The sequence below is a fragment of the Lebetimonas natsushimae genome, assembly GCF_002335445.1.
Lineage (GTDB): Bacteria > Campylobacterota > Campylobacteria > Campylobacterales > Nautiliaceae > Lebetimonas > Lebetimonas natsushimae.
This window is the reverse complement of record NZ_BDME01000002.1, coordinates 296,645-321,003: the sequence shown is the minus strand read 5'-3', so window position 1 is coordinate 321,003 and position 24,359 is coordinate 296,645. Positions and strand designations below refer to the sequence as shown.

Sequence of the window (24,359 nt, the reverse complement as noted above, 5' to 3'; positions counted from 1 at the left end):
ATTGGCACTTTTTAGACACTTTAATTTCTTACAATTATAAAGAGTAAAAAACTCAAAGGAGATAACATGAAAAAAATACTAAGTGCGGGAGTTAGCATTGCAGCATTAACTAGTGCGGCATTTGCGGCTAATAGTTTGGATTCAAATCCAAATTATGTAAAACTTAAAAATTTCAAACCTAATCCAGCGGTAACAAATGAACAGTGTTTAATGTGTCACAAAGCTCAAGATCCTGGAATTGTAGCTGATTGGCAACATTCAAAACACGCAAAAGCCGGAGTTGGATGTGTGCAATGTCACGTGGTTCCAAAAAATTATCCAACAGCATTCAAAGCTCACCCAATGCAAGGGAACAATTGGACTGTTCAAATTGCAGTATCATCTGTAACTTGTGCAAAATGTCACGCAAAAGAAGTTACTGAATATCTAAATTCTGGACACGCAAGAGGTGCAGCTCAATGGTTAGCATCTAACATGAGCAAACATGGTTTCTTAATGAGTAAATTGGCATACAATTATGAAAACATGAAAGGAAAACATCCTTCATTAAACGGATACAGTGCTAAAAAAATGGCAGCAGGTATCAGAACAGACGGTGCTGTATTTACTTCTAATGAAAAAAATCCAAGACAAGCAGACTTAGGTGTTGCAAATATTTGTATCCAATGTCACGGTACTACAGTAAAACTTGACGCTCAAGGTAGACCTGATGCTGCAACTTGGCCAAGTGACGGTATAGCTGCGCTTTATCCAGACGGTGGTGTTGGAAACTGTTTAGCATGTCACAGCAGACATAAATTCTCAGCAGCAGAAGCAAGACACCCTGCAGCATGTACAAACTGTCACTTGGGACCAGACCATCCTGATAAAGAAGTATTTGAATCAAGTGTTCACGGACATATTTTCGATACAAATGAAGAAGATTACAATTTCGAAACAGGCAAAGTTAGAGCAGGTACATGTTTTACTTGTCATATGGGTGCAATTAACGGTGTTAAAGCAACTCACAACGTATCATTAAGACTTAAATGGAATCTATGGGCACCAAAAAGTATGCTAAGAACAGGTGGGGCTGAAACAGCCGGTTGGGCATTCTGGAAAGGTGCAGGAAAAGTTGAAGCTGGTAAAACTATTTTAAGAGGAAACGCAAAAGCTGGTAACCCAGCAGGAGCCGAAGCAGGTAGAGCTCAAATGAAACAAGTTTGTGCAGCATGTCACGAAGCAACATTTGTAAACAACTACTTCCAAAGAGTAGATGCACAAGTTAAAAATTACAATAATTATTTCAATGCAGCAAACAAAATGTTAAAAGACCTTAAAGCAAAAGGACTTATCAAATCTGATGTATGGAGTGATCCATTCTTCAAATTATATTACTACCTATGGCATCATGAAGGTAGAAGAATGAGACAAGGTGCTGCAATGGGTAGCCCAGATTACGCTCACTGGCATGGTGTTTTCCAAGTAATGCAAGATATCAGAGAAATGAAAGATATTTATAATTACAGAATGAAAATGTACAATAAATATCATAATGCTAAAAAAGTTCTTGAAAACGAACCTCCAATGCCAGTTGTTACTCACGAATAATATTCTTGCCCTTTTTGGGCTTTTATTCAAAAGATAGTAATAGGTGTCTGTCACTAATTGGTAAATTAAAATTTTTATTTACTTATCCCAAAACAAAAAAATAATTTGTTTTGGGATTTTATAATGTTTTATTTTTTACCAAATTCTTTTGCAACTCTTTTAATGTCTGCGTCACTTAAGCCTTTTGCAACATTAACCATCATAGAATTACCTTTTCCTGCTTTAAATTCTTTCATAGCAGCTTCAATTTGAGCAGGAGTGAAATTATCAAGTTTTTTAGCCATACCTCCGTTATGACACATTGCACAGTTATCACCTGCAAATAAAAATCCTGCAATTCCAGCAATTATTAATAATTTTTTCATATTTTCTCCTTTTTTATAATATTATATCATTTTCCATAATATTTTAAAATACTTTTTATATCTTTTTTTGTCAATTTTTTTGCAATTGAAGACATTAACCCTTTATTTTGATGTTTAAAATAAAATAATTTTTCTTTTATTTCCTTTTTTGTCAAACTGTTTAAATTTATTTCTTTTTTTCCGTTATGACACATCATACAGTATGAAAAAGAATTTGCGTTTAAAAACAAAACAACAAAAAAATTAATGAGAAGTCGCACTTTTTTTATCTATTTTATAAATTACATACATCATTAATAAAATTCCGATTACCTCAATTAATACGGCAGGCGTCACAACACCGATTGCGCCTAAAATTGTTCCTATTACACAAAAAAACATTCCAAGCAAAAATGTTTTATCACTCCAATATTCTTTTACTGCATCCATAAATGCTCCTTATATACCTTTAAATATAAAATAAACTCCTACTAATATTAACAAAATTCCGCTAAATTTTTCAATTATATACATGTATTTTTTAGCTTTTTGTATAAATTTGATACTCCACACTGTAAAAATCGCCATTAATAAAAAAGGAAATGCCAGCCCCAGTGAATAAATTATCATCATAATAACTGATTTTGCAGGTTCAGTCGCCGCCATCCCTACAATTGTGCCAAATATCGGTCCTATACAAGGTGTCCATCCAAATGCAAAAGAAACTCCCAGCAAAAAACTTCCGGCATTTTGTAAATTAAGTCTTTTTTCATATTGAAAAATTTTAAATTTGATAAACCCTCCTATATTTAAACCAAAAATAACAATTATTATGCCGGCAATTATATTTAACCATTTGTTTGCAAAGATATTTCCTATTAAATTAGCAGCGGCAGCACCGATGAGTACAAAAACAATCCCAAAACCTAAAATAAAAAGTAAAGAATTTATTAATATTTTAATTCTCTCTTTTTTATCTAAATTTCTTTCTTCAAGTTCTTTTGCACTAATTCCTGTTATATAAAAAAAATAAATAGGCACAAGTGGCAATACACATGGAGATAAAAAAGAAAGAATACCTGCAATAAAACTTACAATAAAAGGCATTTTGTCAAAATAATCAAACAAAGAATAAACTAAGTTTTCCATTATATCCCTTTTTGATATTTTTCATTATACTGTTTTAAAATCTGAAGAAACACTTTCGCAGGTCTAGAACCAAAAATTCTATAATAAAGCTTATCATCAGGAGTAATCAACAATACATTAGGAGCTTCACCTGTAAAATAAATAGAAAATTCAATAGGAACTTTATCTGTATCTGCATATATAAAAATAGGAACAAAATTTCTATTTACATAATCAATTACAGGTTTATATTTATATACAATATTTGCCATATACCAGCATGGAGGACAATGGTGAACAGAAATGTCAACCATCAGAAGTTTATGTTCTTTTTTAGCTATTTCAAAAGCTTTTTTATAATCTTTAATCCAGTGAATACCATCTGAAAAAAGTGAAGTCAAAAATAAAAAAATTAAAAAAAATCTTTTCATTTTTTCAACCTTTGAGCAAGTTCATAAGAATTTTTAATACAGTCATTGAAACTAACCCCATTATATGCATTACCTACTAAATAAATATCATTTTTTTCAGCTTCATTGAAAATATCTTCAACTAATTTTTGGTGACCTAATGAATAATTCGGAATAGCGTTTTTATGAAGTTTTATCCAGGTTATTTTAGGATTTGTATTTTTAATTATTTCGTATACATCTTTAAGGGCAATATCAATAATATCTTTTTCATCCATATCTTTAATTTCAGGATATCTGGCTCCTCCCACCATTACTCTTATTCCGTTTCTGTTTGGGAAGATATATTTATCCATTAAAATACCAAGTGTTTTATTTCTTATTGTTAAAATACCGAAAGATTTAGGGGTAATACTGTCAAAATCCAACCCTACAATCGCCACAGGATTATATTTGATTTGTTTAAGGAGATTAGAGAGTTTTTCATATTTTTTTAATATTTCAGCAGCAACAAAAGCCTCAGTGGCAATTACTACTTTATCAAAATCTTTAAGTTCGTCTATATCTTTAATTTCTCTATTTATAAATTTAGCTTTTGTTTTTTCTTTTAGTTTATTTATAAATTCGCTCATTCCATATTCAAATGAATGAAGCTCTCCTGTAGGTTCTCCCCCTCTTTTTAATTTAATCATTCCTTTAAAAAGGCTTCCATATTCACATTCTACTTTTTTAAGTTTAGGAAAAGCAGCATTCATTGAAGTAATTTCAGGAGTTGAAGCGTATATGCCAGCCAGCATCGGTATCATCATTTTTTCATAAAACTCATATCCTAATCTTCTAATTGCAAATTCTTTTACACTCTCCTCCTTCTCACAGACAGGTTTTACAAAAAATTCCTTTAAAATTCTTATTTTACCTTTCAAACTCATTATATCGCTTGTTAAAAATTCAATAGGGGATGATGGAAGTTTAATTAACTTATCATCATAAATATACCTTATTTTTGCATTTTCGTTTGCTTTTAAAGGCTTTATCCCTATCTCATCACATAATTCCAATGTTTTAGGGGAATTGCTTAAAAATCCATTTACCCCCTCTTCAAAAAGATAGTTATCCACCTTTTGAGTATAAGCTTTTCCACCCCATTTATCTTTTTCAAAGACAGTAATTTCATAATCATTTTGCAAATAATAAGCTAAACTTAATCCACTTATTCCTCCACCTACTATTGCTAATTTCTGCATTTTTTCCTCCTATAATAAAATAATCCAATACCCCCTATTATTAAAAATAGACTGAGTATTTGTCCCATTGTAAAATTACTTATAATAAATCCAAGCTGAGGATCAGGCTCGCGCCAAAGTTCACATATACTTCTAAAAATACCATAAGTTATAAGATATAATGAAATCAACTCACCCCTGCACTTGTAAAATTTTTTATAATAAAAATAAATAATTAAAAAACTAACAAACCCTTCAAAAAAAGCTTCATAAAGTCCTATAGGATGCCTTAAAGCCCCGTCAATGTACACTCCCCAAGGAATATCGGTAATTCTACCCACAATTCTCTCATTTAAAAAATTACCGATTCTTCCAAAAACATACGCAAGAGGAACTGCCAATGCCACCACATCAACCAGTTTCCACAAATCAACTTTTTTAATTTTATAAAAAAGAAGGGTAGCTATAATAAATCCTATTACAGCTCCATGATAACTCATACCTGCAATACCTACAAATTTACCGTTTACAAAAGGATTGAAAGCTTCCCATGGATGGGATAAATAATAACTGTTATTTGGCATATAAAAAAGGATATATCCAAACCTGGCCCCAAGAATTATTCCAATCTCAGTCCATATAAAATATTCATCTATAATTTTTTTGCTAAATCCGAATTTTTCTCCAAATTTAACCCCCAAATAATACCCCAATACCAATGCAGTGATATACATAATGGCATACCAGTGTATATGAAAAGGGCCTAAATTTATGGCTACAGGATTTATATGAGAATAAACATGCTGCCAAAAATTAATTAAATTATCCATTTTCCCTATTTTCAATTGAATCAATCGCTTTTGCAATCAGTTCAAGCGGGTGCATAAATTTTTTATTATCCCCTACTTTATCAAGATGTTCGGTTATCTGCATTCTGCAGGCGCTGCATTCCGCACTTACAATTTCAGCATCCACTTTTTTAATCATTTCAGCTTTTATTAACCCTTCTTTTCTTGCCAAATGAAATTTTTCGCTTTGAATTGTAATTCCGCCAAACCCACAGCACATATCAGGGTCTTCCATTTCATTTATTTGGTAATTTTGGGTTATCAGACTTCTTGGCTCTTTTCTAATATTAAACACTTTTCCAAAATGGCAGGCATCGTGATATGTTATTCTTTCTTTTTGTCTTGGCAAGTTTGCAAGTCTTTCTTTTAGATCTGTATATTTATAAAGCCATTCGGTTGTTCCAAATATTTTTGATTTAATTTTTTTATGTCTTTCAAGCCACTCGGGCATATGATATGTTATAAATTCTTCATAATCTTTTTTAAGCATTGCAGTACAAGTCGCCTCAGGTACTATAATTGCATCAACCTCATCAATAAAACTTTCAAAATATGTGATATTATATTCCACAAGCTCTCTTACTGTTTTAAAATCTCCCGTAAAATAAGCCGGTGCTCCGCAGCATAGCTGTTTTTTCGGAATAAAAATATCAATATCTAAAAATTTAAGGACTTTAATTAATGCATCCCCAACCTCGGTATAGTTATAATTAGCCATACAGCCGATAAATATCGCAACTCTTTTTTGTGGATTTTTAGCTTCAATCCTTTGGGGATATTTTTTTAAAAATGTTTTTTGTCTAAAATAAGGAAGTAGTCTTCCTTTATGAAGCATTGGAAGTGAAAAACGACTGCGCATAGCTTTTTTTTCTTCTTCTATTTTAAATCCGCATGTTTGAAAATAAAATCCTAGTTTACTTACCAAATCATATGCCCATCTGTGTTTAAGCAGATAAAAAAATGCTCTTTTCCACCATGCAATACCATATTTTTTAGCAATTTCCGCTCTTATATTTTCTATCATAAAATCTGTAGGCAGGGAATTAGGACAAATTTCAACACACTGATTGCATAAAAAACAGCTTTCAAATATATCTTTTGCATTTTTATCAAGAGGAATATCGCCCTCTTCAACACCTTTTAATAAATCCAAAAATCCCCTTGGAGATGTAGCTTCATCAGGATTTACCCTGTGAATTGTACATCCCGGAATACACTTACCGCATTTAATACACATATCAGAAAATTCATTAAATTTAAACACTGTATTCCTTTTTTTATTCGCAAAATATCAAAACAAAATGATTTTGTCAATTTAAAAATATACAAATATTTATTTTTTAAGGGTATTCAGCCTCTCTTCTTTGGTTCCGATTGAGGTAATTTGAATTCCAAAGTTTCCATCTACAATAACAACTTCACCTTCACCTATTTTTTTATCGTCAATTAAAATTTCAAGAGGCTCATTGGCAAGTTGGTTAAGTTCTATAATAGAACCTATATCCATAGAAACAACATCTTTTAAAAGCATAACTTTGGTACCGATTCTAACTCTTAACTGAAGTTTTATGTCAAGCAGCATTTCCAAATTTTTAACTTCAGGCAGCTCCTTACTCTCTTTATGCATTGTTTCATTTGAAGCTGGTAATAATCCGCCGCTGATTAAAGAATATAAATTATTATCCAAAAGTATATGACAATCTTTTTTTTGTTCTTTAATTGAACATTCCAAAACAATATCATCAGCATAATTTAACTGTTCTTTTTCCTGAATAAAAATAACATTTTTTATCTGAAATTTAAGTTTTGGCAAATCTTCCTGAGCTTCAAGAGTCGTTGAAAGCGAACCGAAAACATTGGACACTATTTCTTTTATGGCATCTAAGTCGTCTTCATTCATTTCACTTTTGGCCTCACCCTCACCAGCCAGCATCAAATCACCAAGCGCTGTGGCAAGTTCCGGAGGAATTATAACCGCTGCTTCGCCTTGATCTGCAGTTAATTCTATTTTAGCATAAGGAGGTTCTATATCAATAATTTGCTTTTCCTCTTTAAAACTCACTTCCGGTGCTAAACCAATTAAACCTTCTATTACAGATTTTATTTCATTTATTAAAATATTTACAAAATTATTCACTTTTACTCTCCTCAGATCCTTCAGAAGTTATTTTTTCTATTCTTTCTTTCCTTGCCTGTTCTAGTTTTTCCAAAATTTCTTTAACTTCATCATGTTCAGTTCTTAATATTTCTTTAATTTTTATACTTCTTCTGTATCTTTTAACACCAAAATCCGCTATAAATTTTTCACGTCCGTCAACTTTTACAAGCACAGTATCATCTGCGGGTCTGTCTAATTTTATTATATCTCCCACTTCTAAATCTATAATTTCTTTCATACTCATTTGTGCATATCCAAGAACCGCTTCAAGCTCTATTTTAGCTCCTCTGATAAGGGCCCTTAATTCTTTATTTCTACTTTTTCTGCCGCTTGTACCGCTTAACATTAAATCCCGGTTTGCAAGTTTAGGCAGAAGTGATTCAATGGAAATTACAGGATAACAGATATTCATCATTCCACTTGTGTGTCCTATTACAATCTCCATAACAACCATTACTACTATCTCATTCTGTGCAACAATCTGAACAACATTAGGACTTGATTCTTTTGCTTCAATAACGGGAAAAAGCTCCATTATAGGAGACCATGCTTCTTTCATATTTTGAGTAATAACTTTTAAAATTTGATCTAAAAGATTTAATTCAATATCTGTAAACTCCCTGTTTGTTTCATATGGTGCGCCTTCCCCTCCTAACAGTCTGTCTATCATTGGAAATACTATTGAAGGGTTAATTTCTATTACACCTTTTCCATCAAGAGGTTTTAGTGAAAATACATTAAATGAAGTAGGGCTTGGCAGTGACATTAAAAATTCACCGTATGTCATCTGGTCAACTGAATGCAGCTGGATTTCTACAATACTTCTCATAAGGGCCGAAATATCACTAGCAAGACCCCTTGCCATTTTATCGTGAATTGCCCTGAGTGAACGCAACTGCTCTTTACTTACCCTGTTTGGTCTTTTAAAATCATAAAGAGTAATTTGGCGTTGTTCTAATATATCGGGAGCTTTTTCAAGCTCCTCAGGTGCTACATTTTCTTCCTGAACAACCTCAAGCAGTGCGTCTATTTCTTCTTGAGACAGTAATTCAGCCATTTAACATTTTCCTTATTTTTCTTATTGCATTCGAATGAATTTGAGATATTCTACTTTCACTCACATTTAAAATTTCACTAATTTCCTTTAAAGAAAGTTCTTCAAAATAATATAGTTGAATAACTAACTGCTCTTTTTCGTTCATTTGTTTTAAAACTTTTTTAATTATATCAATTAATTCTTCCATTTCCACTTTTTTAGAAATATTTTCAAAATAATTCATTTGATCTTCAATTGGCATAACATTATATATTTCTCCCGCAGTTTTTGCTTTTTTTATTTTTTCAATATCTTCATCCAGCATTTTAGCTAAATATTCATCACTAGGAGCAACCCCGTTTGTTACCATATATTCTTCTGTTATTTTATCTATTTCTTTTACAAGTTTTCTATCTGCCCTGCTTATTGTATCAAGGCTCCTTAAGAAATCTAACATTGCCCCGTATACTCTTTTTTGGGCATATCCCCAAAAATTATCATTTTGTTTTGGATCGTATCTTTTGGAAAGTTTTACAAGTTCTTCTAATCCAATTGAGACTAAGTCATTAAAATCTATACTGCTAGGAAGTCTTTCTTTGAGCCTTGCAGCCATTGCTTTGACTGCCGGCATATAATCAACAGCTAAAGAATTTCTATATTCTTTTAAAGTTTGCTCATATGGATTACACATTTTTATTCTTTATTATTTTTAATTCTTCTTCTTCAAATTGTTTGATAAATTCATAATTTTCATAAATAACATTTTCTTTTTTTTCAAGCTCTTTTATCTGAGAATCAGCTATTTCTTCAATTTCATGTTTATTTAATAATATAAATTTAGAAATAGAAGAATATTTTATAAAAAAAGCGACACTGCCAAGAGATATAATATAAAAGATAGAAGTGATTATAAAAACGAACCACAGAAAATTAAAAGCATCAAATCCTTTTAAAATTCCAAAAATTATTGAAATAAAAAAACCGCTAACAGTGGAAAAATAAATAAAATTTTCTGCCCTCATTCAATTCCCTTTAAAAACCTGAAAATATTTTTTTGAAAAATCTGCTAATTCCTCTATTTTCAGGTTCAAGCACTTTTCGTTCCGAAATTTTTGCCAGTTTTTTTGCAATATTGAAAATTTGCTCCGCAGAAGCTGAATAAGGGTCTTTTTTTACAAACAATTCCCTATTTATCGAAGAATTTGTAATTAATCTGTCTTTTTTCAAAAATCCTATCATTTGAAGTCTGAATTCATTCTTTAAGTTTTGTCTTGCTACATTGTTAATTTTGGAAAATATATTTAAAGCCTCTTTTTCAGAATTTACTTCATTTAAAACCATAAAAGCTTTATCTTTTTTTTCACTTATTAATTTAACCATTGCATATGCATCAGTTATTGCTGCAGGTTCCGGGACCGTTACCACTACAATATCATCACTTGCTTCAAGAAACAGTTGAACCCTTTTATCTATTCCGGCACCTGTATCTATAATAAAAAAATCATAATCTTCCAAAATATCGAATTCTGAAAAAAATTTACTAAGAGCCACTTCATCGGCAAAATCAATTATTTCATCACCGCTTTTACCGGGTATTAAAACAAAATCTTTTTCTATCTCCACTAAAATATCTTTCAAACTACATTCGTTTTTTAATACATTATAAATATTTTTATCTGTTTTTACTTTTAATATTACATCAAGATTGGCAAGACCGATATCAGCATCAAAAAGCGCTACCTTAAAACCGAGTTTATGGAGGGCATACCCTAAATTGGCCGTTATTGTCGTTTTACCAACTCCACCTTTACCGCTGGTAATAGCAATAAAATGGATGTTTTTTGATTTAGTTGTTTCAGTTTTAACGAGTTCCTTTAATTTATCTGCCTGGGTTTTCAATGAATCTCCTTGTGTAGGATACCTTTTAATAAATAATCCGCCCCCGCCTCTATTAAATCATCCGGAACTTCCTGGCCTATTGAAAAATAACTGACAGGCTTTTTAGTCTCAAGCAGTAAAGAAAATATATTACCGTAATTTTTAGTTTCATCAAGTTTAGTAAACACAAACGTATCAATAGGTAAAATGGAAAAATTTTTATAAATATCCATTAAATCTTCATATTTTGTTACAGCTGAGAGAACCAGATTTATATTAATTTCTGCAAATGTGTCAACTTTTAAAAACTGTGAAAGTTTTTCAATTTTTTCCTTATCATGCTGAGAGCTTCCTACAGTATCAATCAATATGTATTCATTATGCCTTAGGCTGTTAAGAGCAACAGAAAAATCACTGGGATCCACCACTGTTTCTATTGGAAGTCTCATCATTTTAGCATACGTCATCAACTGTTCAACAGCTCCAATCCTATAAGTATCGAGAGTAATAATGCCTACTTTATGTCTGCGAGAAAGTTTATAGGCATAACGGGCGGCAAGTTTTGCAATCGTTGTAGTTTTTCCTACCCCCGTAGGCCCTACAAACATCATTATTTTTTTATGCGGTGAGGTAATTTCACGCTCAATCCTAATAGGTATCATTTTTTTAAGAAGGGTATAAAAATATCTTTTTATCGTCTGTGAATTTTTTCTCATTTTAAGAGGCATATATTTAATGGTCAGTTTCATAATTTCATCCAAATGTTTCTCATCCATTCCACTCGCACGTGAAAGAGCATATATTTCACTAAATTCAGGAGGCAGTTCCAATTCATTTTTATTGGCTATCTCCCACATGCTAGCCTGCAAAAATTTTAAGGTGTCACTTATTTTTGCTATTTCTTTTTTTAATTCAACAATTTCATCATTTTTTGCAGGATTTAAATTATTTTTATTAATTATCTCCTTTTTGGGTTCTATTGTGGAAGAAATCTCTTTTGCCGCATTTGAAAGTTTAAGCATTACCTCTTCAACATGTTTTTTATCACTCATAGGTTTTCTGGGTTTTATATTTTCTTCCTCCACAGCAACTACAATTTCATACAATCCCGGAGAAGTGAGTGTTTTTTTCTTTATTTCTTTACTTGATACAATTACAGCATCATCTCCGACTTCTTCTTTTACTTTATTCAGCGCTTCTGTATAACTTTCAGCCGTATATGTTTTTAATTTCAATTTAATAATCCTTTAATATTAATGGAATCAAAACTGAATCTCTTTCTTTAAAAAATGGATGCGGCAAAATTAACCTTTTTAAATTCATTTTTACTTCATTAAATATAATTATATCTAAATCTAAGGTTCTTGGTGCATTTTTAAAACTTCTCTTTCTGCCAAATTGTTTTTCTGTAAAAAGTAAAAAATTAAGAAGTTCCATTGGTGAAAAATCTGTTTTTATAATCATTATGGTATTATAAAAATCATTTTGATTTAAATAACCAAAAGGGGGATTTTTATAAATTATTGAAGTTTTAACAATATCTATTTTGGGATGAGATGATAAAAAAAGATAAAGTTTTTTAAATCTTCTTATACAGTTACCTATATTACAGCCTATACCTATTAAAGCAATATTTTTCTTATCACTATTTTTATAAGTATCCGGGTAAAATGTAGTTTTTATTATTTTTCTGGTATCTTTAAATTTAAATCTTACTTTTGCGGTTATCACTTTTAATTTTCCATTTTATATTTTCCATTATTCATTATTTAGGCATTCCCCTGCCTGTGATATATCCGTATATTCTTCTGATTATCCTTTTTAAAATAGGAGTAAAATCTCCTTTCTTTATTGCCCTTTTAACTGCATTAATATCACCCAAATATTTGGCAATTTTATAAAGAATGGTCCTTATTTTACCTATACTCATTAAATCTCCTCGCTTAATACATGTACTTGTCCATCATAATCAATCAACACCATATCCTCAATCCTGACACCAAAAACTCCTGGTAGATAAATTCCGGGCTCAACAGTAAAGACCATACCTTCTTGAATTAATATATCATTTTTTGAATTTACATACGGCCATTCATGAATATCAAGCCCTACCCCATGACCCAATGAATGGACAAAATATTTACCGTATCCGGCTTTTTCTATTATTTCCCTTGCTGTTTTATCTAAAGTGGAAATTTTTTCTCCTATTTTTATTTTTTTAATGGCTTCAAGCTGGGCTTTTAATACAATATCATAAATTTTTTGCATTTCTTTATTTTTAAATTTTTGAAATTTACTCATAGAAATATTCTCATTTATAGCAACGGTCCTTGTTCTGTCAGAGCAATATCTTTTATATTTAATTCCTGCATCAAGTAATAGCAAATCATTTTTATGAAGAATTTTATCAGTAAGTTTTGCATGAGGTTTTGCAGCATTTTCATTAATTGCCACAATCGGTTCGAAACTGAGCTCTCTTCTACACCTCATTGTAAGTTTCTCTTTAAATCTGTAGGATAACTCGTATTCGTCAATACCTGTTTCAATATTTTTTGCAAATTTATTAAATGCCTCGGCCCCAAGCTTTGCAGCCTCTTTTATAATTTCCAGCTCATTTTCTTTTTTAATCATTCTTTTTTTATGGGAATAATTTTTAACATCTTTAAGTGTTACTGCTTTTTTTAAAAAATCATATTCTTCTTTTGACCAGTTAAGAGGATCAATAATTAATTTTTTAACCCTTTTTTTTAAAATAATTTCCCTTGCTTTTTTCAATATGTTTTTTTCTTCAACAACCTCGGCATTAGCCTCTTCTTTAGCCTCAAGAGTATAGCGGCCATCTGTTATTAAATATTTTTCACCATCAATTGAAAGGAAAATGCAGTTATCATTTGAATAACCGCATTCATAATAAACTTCGTTTTCTCTATTTAAAATAAAACAATTCATTGTTTTTGTTGATTATTCTGAGCTTCTTTTGCCATTTTAAATTCATTTAAAATTTGCATCATAGATAAAAGTCCCAAATGGTAACTAAAAGGTCCAAAACCGCTGATTGTACCGGCCACAACGGGTGAAATTAAAGATTTTTGTCTAAATTCCTCTCTTGCCGCAATATTGCTCATATGAACTTCAACGACAGGAATAGGAATATTTCTCAGAGCCGCTATAGCATCTCTTATGGCAATTGAATAATGTGTTAAGGCCGCCGGATTTATGATTATTCCGTCAGTTTTATCAGTGATTGATTCCTGAATTGCATCAACAATATCACCTTCATGATTTGACTGATAAAATTCAATTTCAAATCCATTTTGTTTAGCTACCACTTCCATATTTTTATTAACATCTTCAAGTTTCATAGGTCCGTAAATATTTACTTCCCTAATTCCTAACATATTCATGTTTGGTCCGTGTATTACTTTAATTTTCACAATTTCTCCTTTTTTATTGTAATTATAGTAAATTTTGGCATATTATTTGCTTTCTTTTTAGAAAAAGGAATAATTTTGAAACTAAAAGCCGATTATATCGTAACTATGAATGAAAAAAACGAAATTCTTTTAAATGCTGAAGTGATTTTTGATAAAAAAATATTAAAAGTGGGTTATAATTTAGATGATTCCCCTGCTGTTTATTTAGGCAAAAATTCTGTCTTAATGCCGGCCCTTATTAATAATCACACTCATTTAGAATTTTCGGCAAACACAACGACTTTAAATTACGGTGATTTTATATCTTGGCTAAATAGTGTACTGGAAAACAGGGAAGATCTGTTTTTAGAATGCAGTGGAAAATGTTTTAAAAATGCCGTTGATGAAATGAAAAAAAGCGGCATTTGTGCTTTTGGAGAAATAAGTTCAAGCGGAAATGACTTAAAATATTTAACAAAACAACCTTTAAAAGTAATATATTTTAATGAAATAATCGGCTCAAACCCTGCAGTTGTTGATATGTTATATCAGGATTTTCTTGCAAGAATTGAAGAAAGTAAAAAATATGAAAATGAAAAATTCAAAGTAGCTATTTCTATACATTCTCCATATTCAGTCCATCCTATATTAATGGATAAAGTAATTGAAATTGCAAAAAAAGAAAATTATATAATTCAGACTCATTTTATGGAAAGCAAAGCCGAGAGGAAATGGTTGGATGAAGGCAAAGGTGAGTTTAAACTGTTTTTTGAACAAAACTTTAAATTATCCAAACCTTTGATAAAACCTGTTGAATTCATCCGAAAATTTAAAGACACAAAAACTACATTTGTCCACTGCGTACATGCCAATGAAAAAGAATTGGAAGAAATAAGTAAAATAAACGGATATATATCTCATTGCCCTGTTTCAAACAGACTTCTAAATACCGGGCTTCTCAATCTTGAAAAAGTAAAAAATAAATATATAGACTATACTGTTGCAACAGATGGAAAAAGTTCAAATTATTCCCTCAATTTATTTAAAGAAATAAGAGCGGCTTTGCTTATGCAAACTGAACTCCATCCAAAATATCTGGCAAAAGATTTGTTAAAATCCGTAACAATAAATGCAGCAAAATCATTAGGACTTAATAACGGCAGTATCGAAACCGGAAAAGATGCAGACTTAATAAGTTTTAAATTGCCTGATAAAATTAAAGATATAGAAAATCTACCTCTTCAAATAATTTTACATACAAATGAAGTAAATTATTTATATATAAACGGAGAAGAGATTAATTTGTAATATTAATAATTTCAACTCTTCTGTTTAATGCTCTGTTTGTTAATGTGGTATTTGGTACTAACGGATAATCCTCTCCATAACCTTTTATTACAATCATTTTAGGATTAACCCCAAATTTAATTAATAAATCTGCTACTGCTTTTGCTCTTTTTAAAGACAATTTTTTATTATATTCTTTGCTACCTATGTTGTCAGTATGTCCTGCAACTTCAATTTTTTTAATATTTGGATTGGATTTTATTGCGAGAGCCACTTTTTGTATATCATTGTAATATATTTTTTTAACATCTGCCTTATTAAAATCAAAATTTATTCTTAATGTGGCTATTATCGGACATCCGTTATGATCTACCGGCATTCCCTTAGGAGTATTCGGACACTTGTCTAATTTATCTATAACTCCGTCTCCGTCAGTGTCTTTTACTTTTTCTTCTACTTTTTTATAAATAACTTTTTCTTTACAGACTGTTTTTACTTTTTCAGTGCTGTTTTTATCTTTCCATCCGGCTATTTGTTGATTACCAGCTAAATCTACCACACTTGTTGCTATCGGTTTTTCTGCACATCCGATACATAAAAATACCAAACTTCCTAATACCAATAATTTCTTCATATTAAACCCCTTACATTAATATTTCTCTTTGACCTTTTGAGTTAGGTTTTGAAAGAATCCCCATTCTTTCCATCTGTTCAATAATATTGGCTGCTCTATTATATCCAATATTTAACCTTCTTTGAAGATAACTGATACTTGTTCTTTTTTCAGTCAAAATAATTTTTTTAGCTTCTTCAAACAATTCATCCAAATCTTCATCAATTTTTTCTAAATTTTGAGTTTCCTCATCAAGAGTATTTAAAAAAATTAAATCATAAGAAGGGGATCTTTCTTTTTTTAAAAATTCAACCACTTTTTCTATTTCCTCTTCAGAGGTATATGGTGCATGAAGTCTTATAAGTCCGGTAATTCCGGGAGGTGTAAAAAGCATATCCCCCCGTCCCAAAAGACTTTCTGCACCGAATTGATCTAAAATAACTTTGCTGTCAATTTTTTGACCCACTTTAAAACTAATCCTACTTGGAAGATTAGCTTTAATAAGACCTGTAACCACATCCACACTCGGCCTTTGTGTTGCCACTATTAAATGAATACCGCTTGCCCTTGCCATTTGTGCAAGTCTTGCAATTGAATATTCAACATCTTTACCGCTTGTCATCATTAAATCGGCCAATTCATCAATTATTATAACAATATAAGGTAATTTTTCATCAACTTTTTGATTATACCCTTCTATATTCTTAACCCTCATTTTTGCCATTAGTTTGTAGCGTCTCTCCATCTCTTTTACCATTGCATTAAGAGCGACAATAGCTTTTTTGGGTTCAGTAATTACAGGAGTGAGTAAATGTGGAATATCATTGTAAATAGAAAATTCAAGCATTTTTGGATCTATCATTACAAATTTAAGCTGATCCGGAGAATTTCTATACAATAATGAAAGAATCATTGCATTTATACCGACACTTTTACCACTTCCGGTGGTCCCGGCAATTAATAAATGAGGAAGTTTTTTTAAATCAGTGACAAAGGGGGCTCCGACGATATCTTTACCAATAGCAATGGTTAAAGGGGATTTGGCCTTTTTAAAAATATCACTTTCTAAAATTTCTCTTAAATATATTGTCTGCATTTTTTCATTCGGTATTTCAATTCCAACGACATCTTTTCCGGGAATTGGAGCCTGAATCCTGATCGACTGGGCTTTCAGCGCCATTGCCAAATCATCTTGAAGCGATAAAATTTTACTTACCTTTATATGCGGAAGAGGTTTAAATTCAAAAGTGGTGACAACGGGACCCACATAATATCTTACAACATCTCCCTCAATTTTAAACTGTTTTAATTTTTCAAGCAATATTTTAATTTTTTTATCAATTTCAGCCTCATTCACTATTTTTTTCTCATTTTTAGGTTTAGTTAAAAATTCAATAGGAGGAAATTTCCAGTTTTTTGGTAAATCTCTTTTTCCGGTTTCAATCTGTGAGAGAAGTTTTTTTGTATCTTCTAAAACTTCAACTTTTTCTATATTATGTTCATTTGAATTATCAATATTTTTATCTTTTTTTGTAAATATTTTTAAGTTTTCATTTTTTTTATTACCGTTTTTTTCACTGTTTTCATTTTCATTATTATAATTTTCTTCATTAAAATCTCGGTGATTATAACTTTCTTTATTTTTATCTGTTTCAATTATATTTTCTTTATTTTCATTTATCTCTCCATCCAGTAAACCGTTTTCTGTTTTTATTTCATCATTTTTTTTATTTGAATTTTCAGTGTTATCAATTTCATTATAATTTTTAGTCTTACCAAACAAATTGAACAATTTTTCTTCAAAAATTAAAAAACATGACCATGTTAACAAAAGCAATATAAAAATCCAAACACCTAAAACACCTATATATTTTTTTAAAAACTCCGCAAAAAGTTTTGCAATAACACCTTCGTGAAAGATTTCATATTGTATCAGAAGAAATGCAAAAAAAGCAAAAACACCGCCCAATATTTTAACAGAAAAATCAAAATCAAATTTTTCTTTGTAAAAAAAATAAATCAAACACATTAATAAAAACGGAAAAACATAACCTAAATATCCAAATAATAATAAATTTGTTTTTCCCAAAAACGTCCCGAATCTACCTACATAGGAAAATGAAGGCAATATAGTGGAAATAAAAAAATAAATTGACAAAGCAAAAAGAAAAATATAAAAGCTTTTACGCAAAACAGACCTTTTTTTAATGCAATTTTACCTTAAATAGTTAAGAAGCGTCAAATCGTTAACTTTTGCAATAGATGCTAAAAGAGCCTGATATGAAGTTTTTAAAGAATTAAGCCTCATAGTAGCTTCTCCGATATCTGTGTCAATATTTTCTGATTGAAGGGTTTTTGTATGAATTGTAAGTGTTTCAACCCTTTCAATACTCATTTCAAATTCATTACTAACAGCTCCGATTTTTGCGTGCATTTTTCTTACATGGTCATTCAAATGATCAATGGATTCAATCGCCCCTTGAATGCCAAAATTTCTTGGATTATCAGAATTTCCATTTGGAAAGTTATTTCCACTTTTTACAGCCTCAATCGATTTTTCCAAAATTCTAAAAAAATCTACTTTAGCGCTATCTATTGTAACAGCATTATTTTCTTCAAATGAAATGTGATTATTATTTTTATTATAAATAGCAATGTCTATTTTGGACGGATTATTATTTAAATCTTTTAAATAAAAATGTCCATTGTCCATTCCGGTTTTCACTTCTTTTTTGGCATTTTCCAATGCATTTTTATAATCTTTTTCAGAATTAGTCGCAGGTATGTTATTACTAACAATCATTGCAATAACATCTCCAAGCTGTCTGAATGTAAGACCTTTTGTTTTTTCTTCTTTCTGACATATTTTGCATGTTGTTTCATCTATTTGAGAAATTGTTTTAATAACATCGTGAGCAGGCGTTTTATTACCTTTACTATCATAAATATCATATTTATTTCCATTTATTTTAAAATAACATAAATGTCCGTCACTGTCTTCTTCATCCTGTAATACAATTTTGGCTACATTAAAATTTCCATCTTTGTCTTTAAACCTTATCTTTAAAGTTTGTGGCATAGAATCAGTACCCATAACATCAGTTAAATTAATATTATCCGTTGCAATTTTTTGAGAGTCAGGGTTTTTAATTGTGTATGTTTTTCCGTCTTTTATATATGTTTTATAATCTTTTATAATTTGAGTAACATTGCTTTGAATTAAGTTTCCTTTTTTGTCCATAAAAAGTCTATCAAAATTAATTGAATCTTTACTTTTAAATGCTAATAATTTATTTCCGTTTATATCTTCGGCATCTATTGAAATTGAAAGTTTTGAAGTATCAGTTTTATCTGACAAAGAATTATCTATGATTTTTAATTCACCGTTTTCTAATTTTACATTCACATCCCCGAAGTCGCTTTTTATTTTATCAATCAGATCTTGCATTGTCGTGTTTGGACCAACAGATAATGTAACATTTACATTATTGCCGTCAGTATCAGTCCCCGATAATGTTAAATGGTCTATTAATATGAAATTTCCATAGCCATTAAGAGCTTTTTTACCTATTACATCTTGGATTTTATCGCTTGGCAAAGCATCTCTGCTGTTATCCATTAATCTGAAAATACTGCCAAATGTATAAATCCTGTTATCAAAATATCCGTTATTTGCTTTGATAGTATCAAGATTTCTGACTGAATTAAAATTACTTTTTTGAAATTCAACTATATAATCCCCGTTTTTAATTACATCTTCTAAAGAATTTTCATTCTTATCGCTTGCAACTATATAAAAATCCGTAATTAATTTTCCACTCTCCACATCTTTTATCTGAATTTCACCCATATCATTGATACTTACATTTACCTTTTTAGCCGTTAGAGTATTTCCATAAAGTTCTCCGATTTTATCTAAAAGAGCAGAAACCTTTTCACTGTTTTTTAAAGATATTTTAGTATTAATTGTAATACCATTTGAAGTTTTACCTTTTATATAAAAATAACTTGTACCATCTGAATATGTATCCGTATTAGAATCATAAATATCTTCAACACCTGTTAACATTCTGATTTCACTATCAGGGGTAACAGGTTCATTTTTTGGTACATCATTGGAATCCGGTATTTTATTATGATCTTTTAAATGCTTATCGATATAAAGTTTCCCATCACTTCCTCTAACTACATATTCTGGATTTGCTTTCATTTTATCAAACTGCGGAATATTTAAACTCAAATGTTTTTTATAATCATTATCCCTGCCTAAAAAAAGACTCTTTCCGTCGATATTATATTCCCTCTCAACACCTGCACCCAAAAATGCTTTAACTGTTTCCCCGTTTCCCTGATATTTAAGTTCATTATTAATAGGTTTTGTATTAAACATACTTCCGCTAAAAATATATTTTCCACCAATAGAAGTATTTGCCAAATCTTTTAAATGATTAAGTTCTCCTTCTAATTCTTTAGCAATAGCCTCTCGGCTTGTTTTATTATTTGTATCGTTTGCTGCATTCAATAATTTTGTTTTAAAAGAATTAAGGGTGGTAACAATATCATTTAAAGTGGTATCAGTTTCATTCGCAAATATTTTTGCAAAATTGGCAGAATTTTTTATCTGGGTAAATGTATTTATCTTTTCCTGAAACTTCAAATCATTTACAAAAACGGTGGGGCTATCATACATATTTTGAATTTTTTTACCGGTAGAGAGTTCCGTTGTGGTTTTATTAAGTTCATTTAAAGTTCGCTGTTGATTTATTAAAAAATTATTATACATTGTAAATTGAGTAATTCTCATTGCCAACCTTCCATGGTTTTAAATATCAAGCAATATTTATTCCATATCGGCAAAAATAAAAAAATGTATAATGGATAATGTTAAATGTAAAATCAGTAAAAAATTAATTATGCATTATCAATTCTCAATTTTCCATTACTTTAAGCGCTTTTGAAAGAATGGAAATGGTAGCATTTTCTACAAAAAATTCATCTCCAATTTTTATATCATTTAAAGAAACTTTTTTATCTTTTATTCTAAGTTGTGCAAATCCTTCTTTTTCTCTGTTTTTTGGATTCATTCTTTTAAATGCCTCTTTTAAAGAATTGAGCTCTTTTTCCTTAAAATAAATTATTTCATTTATTTTTCTTGTAAATTGATTTTTTAATAAATCTATCTCTTTTTCATATTCTTCAATTTTTCTAAGAGGAGAGGCGAGTTCTATACTTTTTTTAATATTTGTAAAATCATTTTCTTTTTTTCTTAAGATTCCGTCCATTAAAATATAAAAATTCTTTTTTAAAACGTTAATTTCATCAAGTTTCATATCAAGTTTTTTAACAGGGGAATGCGAAACAAAAAGTTCTTTTAAATGGATTAAATTTTTTTCTTTTTTTTGAAGTATGTTTAAGAATTTAAATCTAAAGTTTTCAATCATATCATCGATGGTCAAAAGTATTTCATTTTTATCAGGCAGGGCGATTTCCATTGCATTTGACGGGGTGGCAGCACGTCTGTCCGCTACAAAATCACTTATTAAATAATCTATTTCATGGCCTACCGCAGAAATTATTGGAGTTTTTGCCTGATATATTGCATCCGCTACTACCCTTTCATTAAAAGCCCACAAATCCTCTTTGCTTCCGCCTCCGCGTCCTACAATTATTAAATCAAAACCTTTTCCATCTTCAAAAACATATTCATCAGCCAACTTTATCTTTAAAGCAATATCATCGGCAGCATTTTCCCCTTGCACTAACGCATTAAATAAATAAAATTCAGCTAAAAGCCATCTTTTTTTTGCAATTCTTAACATATCCTGCAAGGCTGCTGCCGTTCTTGAAGTTATAATTGCAATTCTTTTAGGGAATTTTGGAAGAGGTTTTTTATTTTTTTCATCAAAATATCCAAGTTTTGAAAGCTCTTCTTTTAACTGCTCATAAGCTTTTTGCAATGCACCTATTCCGCTTGGGGTAATGGTCTGGGCGATAAGCTTGTATTCACCTCTTGGAGTGTAGACATTTACAGCCCCGTAAACCAAAACTTTTTCACCCTCACGCAGCTTAAATTTCATTTTTGCAAGATTGCTTCTCCACATAGCACAGCTTATAGATGAACTTTCATCTTTTAAGGTAAAATAAAGATGTCCGGAATTATGATAAACTACTTTACTAACTTCCCCCTCTACATAAACTATTTCAAAATGGGAATCAACAATTGATTTTATTTGATTATTAAGCTGGGTTACTGTTATTGCCTTCATAAATTTTTAACTTTACCTTTTAATTTTACATTTTACATTTTTCATTTTCAATTTATTATCCTTTTTATTTTAGGAGACATTTTTACTAAAATATCATAAGTTATGGTGTTAAAATTTTTAACAAACTCCTTTACATCATCAAAAATGATAACTTCATCAAAATCGCCCTCAACTATCATTGAATCCATAGAAATTTTACCAAGAGCCTGAGTTTCTTTTAATTCGCAGCCGTTTGTAAAATAAGGGATTCCATCACCGTATCCCACATCAACAGTTGAAACGGTCATATCTTTGCTACTTATAAATTTTTTGTTATATCCAACTCCCTGAAGAGAAGTTATTTTTCTTTTTGAAATGGTTTTTGCCACAAGTTTCATAACAGGCTTAAATCCGTCAATTCCACCGTACATTGCAATACCTGGGCGCACATAATCAAAAGTTTTTGGAAGCTTAAGAAGGGCTTCGGAATTTGCTAAATGAAAATAAGGAATATTTAAATTATTTTTTTTGCAAAATTCAATAACTCTATTTCTAACTTCTTCAAATCTTTTATATTGAATAAAAGTATCTGGAGTAGTTTCATCAGCACAACAAAAATGAGAAAAAACACCTCTGAGTTCTAATTCTTTTTTCTTAATAATTTCTAAAGCTTCTTCCAATTCTTCCATTAAAATACCGTTTCTGTGCATTCCGGTATCTATTTTTAAATGAATATAAGGGTGTCGGTTTTTTTTAAGTTGAATCAGTGAATTTATAGAATAAGATATGTTTTTGGCATTTCTGTTAGTTCCTGGATAAAAAATTATTACTTCTTCAAAAATGTCTTTTACCAGTTCGGCTTCAAAATTATTTCTGAGACATACTTTTTTAATTCCGTATTCCCTTAACATTTTTGAAAAAGTAATTATTCCATGTCCGTAAGCGTTGTCTTTAATTACTGCAAGTATATTCGGATTAACTTGTGAAATTTTATCTAGATTATAAAAAAGATTTTTTTTATTAAGATAAATTGTAGCCATAAATTAGCCCCATAAAAAGGGGAGAATTATTTAGATTTAAGAGGTTTAATAGCCTCAAAAGGATTTTCAACAACTCTTTTTCTGTCTACTACATAAGGGATTAATGCCACCTGTCTTGCTCTTTTAATAGCTTTTTGAACCATATCTTGGTGTTTTTTACAAGTACCAGTTAATCTTCTTGGCATAATTTTATATCTTTCAGACAATGAATATTTAATAAGATCAATATCTTTGTATCCGATATAATCAACTTTCATTTCACAATATTTACATCTTTTTTTTCCGTATTTTTTCTTTGGATCTTGTGCCATTATCTATCCTTTAAAATGGTATTTCGTCTTCATCAATATCAATTGATGGAATTTCATTATTTTGTTTAGGTTGTGTTTGTCCTCTAGGTGCTTGAGATTGAGGCTGAGGTGCTTCATAAGAATTTTCATAACTTCTGTTTCTTTCAGCCTCAGCTTTTGTTTCCATAAACTGCACTTTTTCAGCTACAACTGAATGCTTGCTTCTTTTCTGACCACTGCTGTCTACCCATTGGTCTAATACTAATCTACCCTCAACTAAAACTTTTGAGCCTTTTCTTAAATACTGATTGGCAATTTCCGCGCTTCTACCAAAAACTGTTACATCTATAAACATAACTTCCTGTTTATTTTCACCTGTAACTGTATCTTTATACGTTCTGTTTGTAGCAATTCCAAATTTTGCAATAGCTGTCCCTGCAGGCGAATATCTTAATTCTACGTCTCTTGTTAAATTTCCTACAAGGATAATTTTATTGTACATTTTTTGCCATCTCTTCCCAGCGTTTGATTTCTTTTTTATTTTCGTATTTTACTGTCATAAATCTTAATAAATCTTCGTTGTATCTCATCTGTCTTTCAAGTTCTAACATTGCATTTGACGGAGCTTTGTAATAAATTATATAGTAATCTCCTCTCTCAAATTTTTTAATAGGATATGCTAGTTCTCTAATACCTATTTTATCAAGCGCAACTACTTCACCACCTTCTTTTGCAATAAGTTCTTGCATGTTTTGAAGGTTTTTTTCCTTTTCTTCATCCGTTAATGTCGGTTTTAAAATAAACATTGTTTCATAATGTCTAATCATTAGATCTCTCCTTATGGCTGTTTTTATAG

Annotated in this window: 27 protein-coding genes; 2 read left to right on the top strand and 25 right to left on the bottom strand. The window is 30.3% G+C overall.

Going from position 1 to position 24,359, the window contains the following annotated elements:
* Positions 1-66 precede the first annotated feature (66 nt).
* On the top strand, positions 67-1,590 hold the full coding sequence (locus LNAT_RS06110) for a multiheme c-type cytochrome (protein WP_096259448.1): 1,524 nt from the start codon (positions 67-69) through the stop codon (positions 1,588-1,590).
* Positions 1,591-1,718: 128 nt separating this feature from the next.
* Here the strand turns inward: LNAT_RS06110 and LNAT_RS06105 are convergent, their stop codons facing one another.
* The 17 genes from LNAT_RS06105 to aroQ all read right to left on the bottom strand — a co-directional run bounded on the left by LNAT_RS06105 (position 1,719) and on the right by aroQ (position 14,049).
* Positions 1,719-1,955 (bottom strand): c-type cytochrome, encoded by a 237-nt coding sequence (locus LNAT_RS06105; RefSeq protein ID WP_096259446.1) that lies wholly within the window; start codon positions 1,953-1,955, stop codon positions 1,719-1,721.
* A 243-nt stretch (positions 1,956-2,198) separates the two neighbouring features.
* A complete protein-coding gene (locus LNAT_RS06095) occupies positions 2,199-2,384 on the bottom strand; it encodes a hypothetical protein (RefSeq protein WP_096259442.1) in 186 nt (61 codons plus the stop codon).
* A gap of 9 nt (positions 2,385-2,393) precedes the next feature.
* Positions 2,394-3,083 (bottom strand): cytochrome c biogenesis CcdA family protein, encoded by a 690-nt coding sequence (locus LNAT_RS06090; RefSeq protein ID WP_096259441.1) that lies wholly within the window; start codon positions 3,081-3,083, stop codon positions 2,394-2,396.
* Entirely contained in the window at positions 3,083-3,493 is a 411-nt protein-coding gene (locus tag LNAT_RS06085; protein ID WP_096259439.1) for a thioredoxin family protein, read from the bottom strand. Before LNAT_RS06085 ends, LNAT_RS06090 begins: the two co-directional genes overlap by 1 nt.
* Positions 3,490-4,716, bottom strand: a complete 1,227-nt coding sequence (gene hemG, locus LNAT_RS06080) for a protoporphyrinogen oxidase (RefSeq protein WP_096259437.1) — start codon at positions 4,714-4,716, stop codon at positions 3,490-3,492. Before hemG ends, LNAT_RS06085 begins: the two co-directional genes overlap by 4 nt.
* Positions 4,704-5,525, bottom strand: coding sequence for a prolipoprotein diacylglyceryl transferase (lgt, locus tag LNAT_RS06075; protein WP_202970433.1), 822 nt, complete (start codon positions 5,523-5,525; stop codon positions 4,704-4,706). Before lgt ends, hemG begins: the two co-directional genes overlap by 13 nt.
* Positions 5,518-6,807: a (Fe-S)-binding protein gene (locus LNAT_RS06070; RefSeq protein ID WP_202970432.1), complete on the bottom strand. Its 1,290-nt coding sequence runs from the start codon at positions 6,805-6,807 to the stop codon at positions 5,518-5,520. The genes lgt and LNAT_RS06070 overlap by 8 nt, the downstream gene beginning before the upstream one ends.
* 69 nt (positions 6,808-6,876) lie before the next feature.
* Positions 6,877-7,680, bottom strand: coding sequence for a flagellar motor switch protein FliY (gene fliY, locus LNAT_RS06065; protein WP_096259435.1), 804 nt, complete (start codon positions 7,678-7,680; stop codon positions 6,877-6,879).
* Positions 7,673-8,758: a flagellar motor switch protein FliM gene (fliM, locus tag LNAT_RS06060; protein WP_096259433.1), complete on the bottom strand. Its 1,086-nt coding sequence runs from the start codon at positions 8,756-8,758 to the stop codon at positions 7,673-7,675. Before fliM ends, fliY begins: the two co-directional genes overlap by 8 nt.
* Positions 8,751-9,428 carry an RNA polymerase sigma factor FliA gene (locus tag LNAT_RS06055; RefSeq protein WP_096259431.1) on the bottom strand — a complete coding sequence of 226 codons (678 nt, stop codon included), beginning with the start codon at positions 9,426-9,428 and terminating at the stop codon, positions 8,751-8,753. Before LNAT_RS06055 ends, fliM begins: the two co-directional genes overlap by 8 nt.
* Positions 9,421-9,759, bottom strand: coding sequence for a hypothetical protein (locus LNAT_RS06050; protein ID WP_096259429.1), 339 nt, complete (start codon positions 9,757-9,759; stop codon positions 9,421-9,423). Before LNAT_RS06050 ends, LNAT_RS06055 begins: the two co-directional genes overlap by 8 nt.
* Positions 9,760-9,769: 10 nt before the next feature.
* Positions 9,770-10,636 carry a P-loop NTPase gene (locus tag LNAT_RS06045; protein WP_096259427.1) on the bottom strand — a complete coding sequence of 289 codons (867 nt, stop codon included), beginning with the start codon at positions 10,634-10,636 and terminating at the stop codon, positions 9,770-9,772.
* Positions 10,633-11,850 (bottom strand): flagellar biosynthesis GTPase FlhF, encoded by a 1,218-nt coding sequence (flhF, locus tag LNAT_RS06040; RefSeq protein ID WP_096259425.1) that lies wholly within the window; start codon positions 11,848-11,850, stop codon positions 10,633-10,635. The genes LNAT_RS06045 and flhF overlap by 4 nt, the downstream gene beginning before the upstream one ends.
* A 1-nt stretch (position 11,851) precedes the next feature.
* Positions 11,852-12,346 (bottom strand): 2-amino-4-hydroxy-6-hydroxymethyldihydropteridine diphosphokinase, encoded by a 495-nt coding sequence (folK, locus tag LNAT_RS06035; protein ID WP_238594010.1) that lies wholly within the window; start codon positions 12,344-12,346, stop codon positions 11,852-11,854.
* A gap of 34 nt (positions 12,347-12,380) precedes the next feature.
* A complete protein-coding gene (locus tag LNAT_RS08755; protein WP_172413512.1) occupies positions 12,381-12,545 on the bottom strand; it encodes a hypothetical protein in 165 nt (54 codons plus the stop codon).
* Complete coding sequence (locus tag LNAT_RS06030) at positions 12,545-13,564, bottom strand: M24 family metallopeptidase (protein ID WP_096259423.1); 1,020 nt, start codon at positions 13,562-13,564, stop codon at positions 12,545-12,547. The genes LNAT_RS08755 and LNAT_RS06030 overlap by 1 nt, the downstream gene beginning before the upstream one ends.
* Positions 13,561-14,049, bottom strand: coding sequence for a type II 3-dehydroquinate dehydratase (gene aroQ / locus LNAT_RS06025; protein WP_096259421.1), 489 nt, complete (start codon positions 14,047-14,049; stop codon positions 13,561-13,563). The genes LNAT_RS06030 and aroQ overlap by 4 nt, the downstream gene beginning before the upstream one ends.
* A 75-nt stretch (positions 14,050-14,124) precedes the next feature.
* On the opposite strand from aroQ, the gene mqnF reads away from it, so the two are divergent.
* A complete protein-coding gene (mqnF, locus tag LNAT_RS06020) occupies positions 14,125-15,336 on the top strand; it encodes an aminofutalosine deaminase family hydrolase (RefSeq protein WP_238594009.1) in 1,212 nt (403 codons plus the stop codon).
* Here the strand turns inward: mqnF and LNAT_RS06015 are convergent.
* The 8 genes from LNAT_RS06015 to rpsF form a co-directional block, all read right to left on the bottom strand.
* Positions 15,326-15,949 carry an OmpA family protein gene (locus tag LNAT_RS06015; protein WP_096259419.1) on the bottom strand — a complete coding sequence of 208 codons (624 nt, stop codon included), beginning with the start codon at positions 15,947-15,949 and terminating at the stop codon, positions 15,326-15,328. The two genes, mqnF and LNAT_RS06015, sit on opposite strands and share 11 nt — an antisense overlap.
* A 10-nt stretch (positions 15,950-15,959) precedes the next feature.
* Complete coding sequence (locus tag LNAT_RS06010; RefSeq protein ID WP_238594008.1) at positions 15,960-18,119, bottom strand: FtsK/SpoIIIE family DNA translocase; 2,160 nt, start codon at positions 18,117-18,119, stop codon at positions 15,960-15,962.
* 24 nt (positions 18,120-18,143) lie between these two features.
* On the bottom strand, positions 18,144-20,732 hold the full coding sequence (flgL, locus tag LNAT_RS06005; RefSeq protein WP_096259417.1) for a flagellar hook-associated protein FlgL: 2,589 nt from the start codon (positions 20,730-20,732) through the stop codon (positions 18,144-18,146).
* Between the two features lie 124 nt (positions 20,733-20,856).
* A complete protein-coding gene (gene xseA, locus LNAT_RS06000) occupies positions 20,857-22,194 on the bottom strand; it encodes an exodeoxyribonuclease VII large subunit (RefSeq protein ID WP_096259415.1) in 1,338 nt (445 codons plus the stop codon).
* 47 nt (positions 22,195-22,241) lie between these two features.
* Positions 22,242-23,213, bottom strand: a complete 972-nt coding sequence (locus tag LNAT_RS05995) for an alanine racemase (RefSeq protein WP_096259413.1) — start codon at positions 23,211-23,213, stop codon at positions 22,242-22,244.
* A gap of 26 nt (positions 23,214-23,239) precedes the next feature.
* Positions 23,240-23,524, bottom strand: coding sequence for a 30S ribosomal protein S18 (rpsR, locus tag LNAT_RS05990; protein ID WP_096259411.1), 285 nt, complete (start codon positions 23,522-23,524; stop codon positions 23,240-23,242).
* Positions 23,525-23,534: 10 nt separating this feature from the next.
* Positions 23,535-24,005, bottom strand: a complete 471-nt coding sequence (gene ssb, locus LNAT_RS05985) for a single-stranded DNA-binding protein (protein ID WP_096259409.1) — start codon at positions 24,003-24,005, stop codon at positions 23,535-23,537.
* Entirely contained in the window at positions 23,995-24,327 is a 333-nt protein-coding gene (gene rpsF / locus LNAT_RS05980; protein ID WP_420795369.1) for a 30S ribosomal protein S6, read from the bottom strand. The genes ssb and rpsF overlap by 11 nt, the downstream gene beginning before the upstream one ends.
* Positions 24,328-24,359 lie beyond the last annotated feature (32 nt).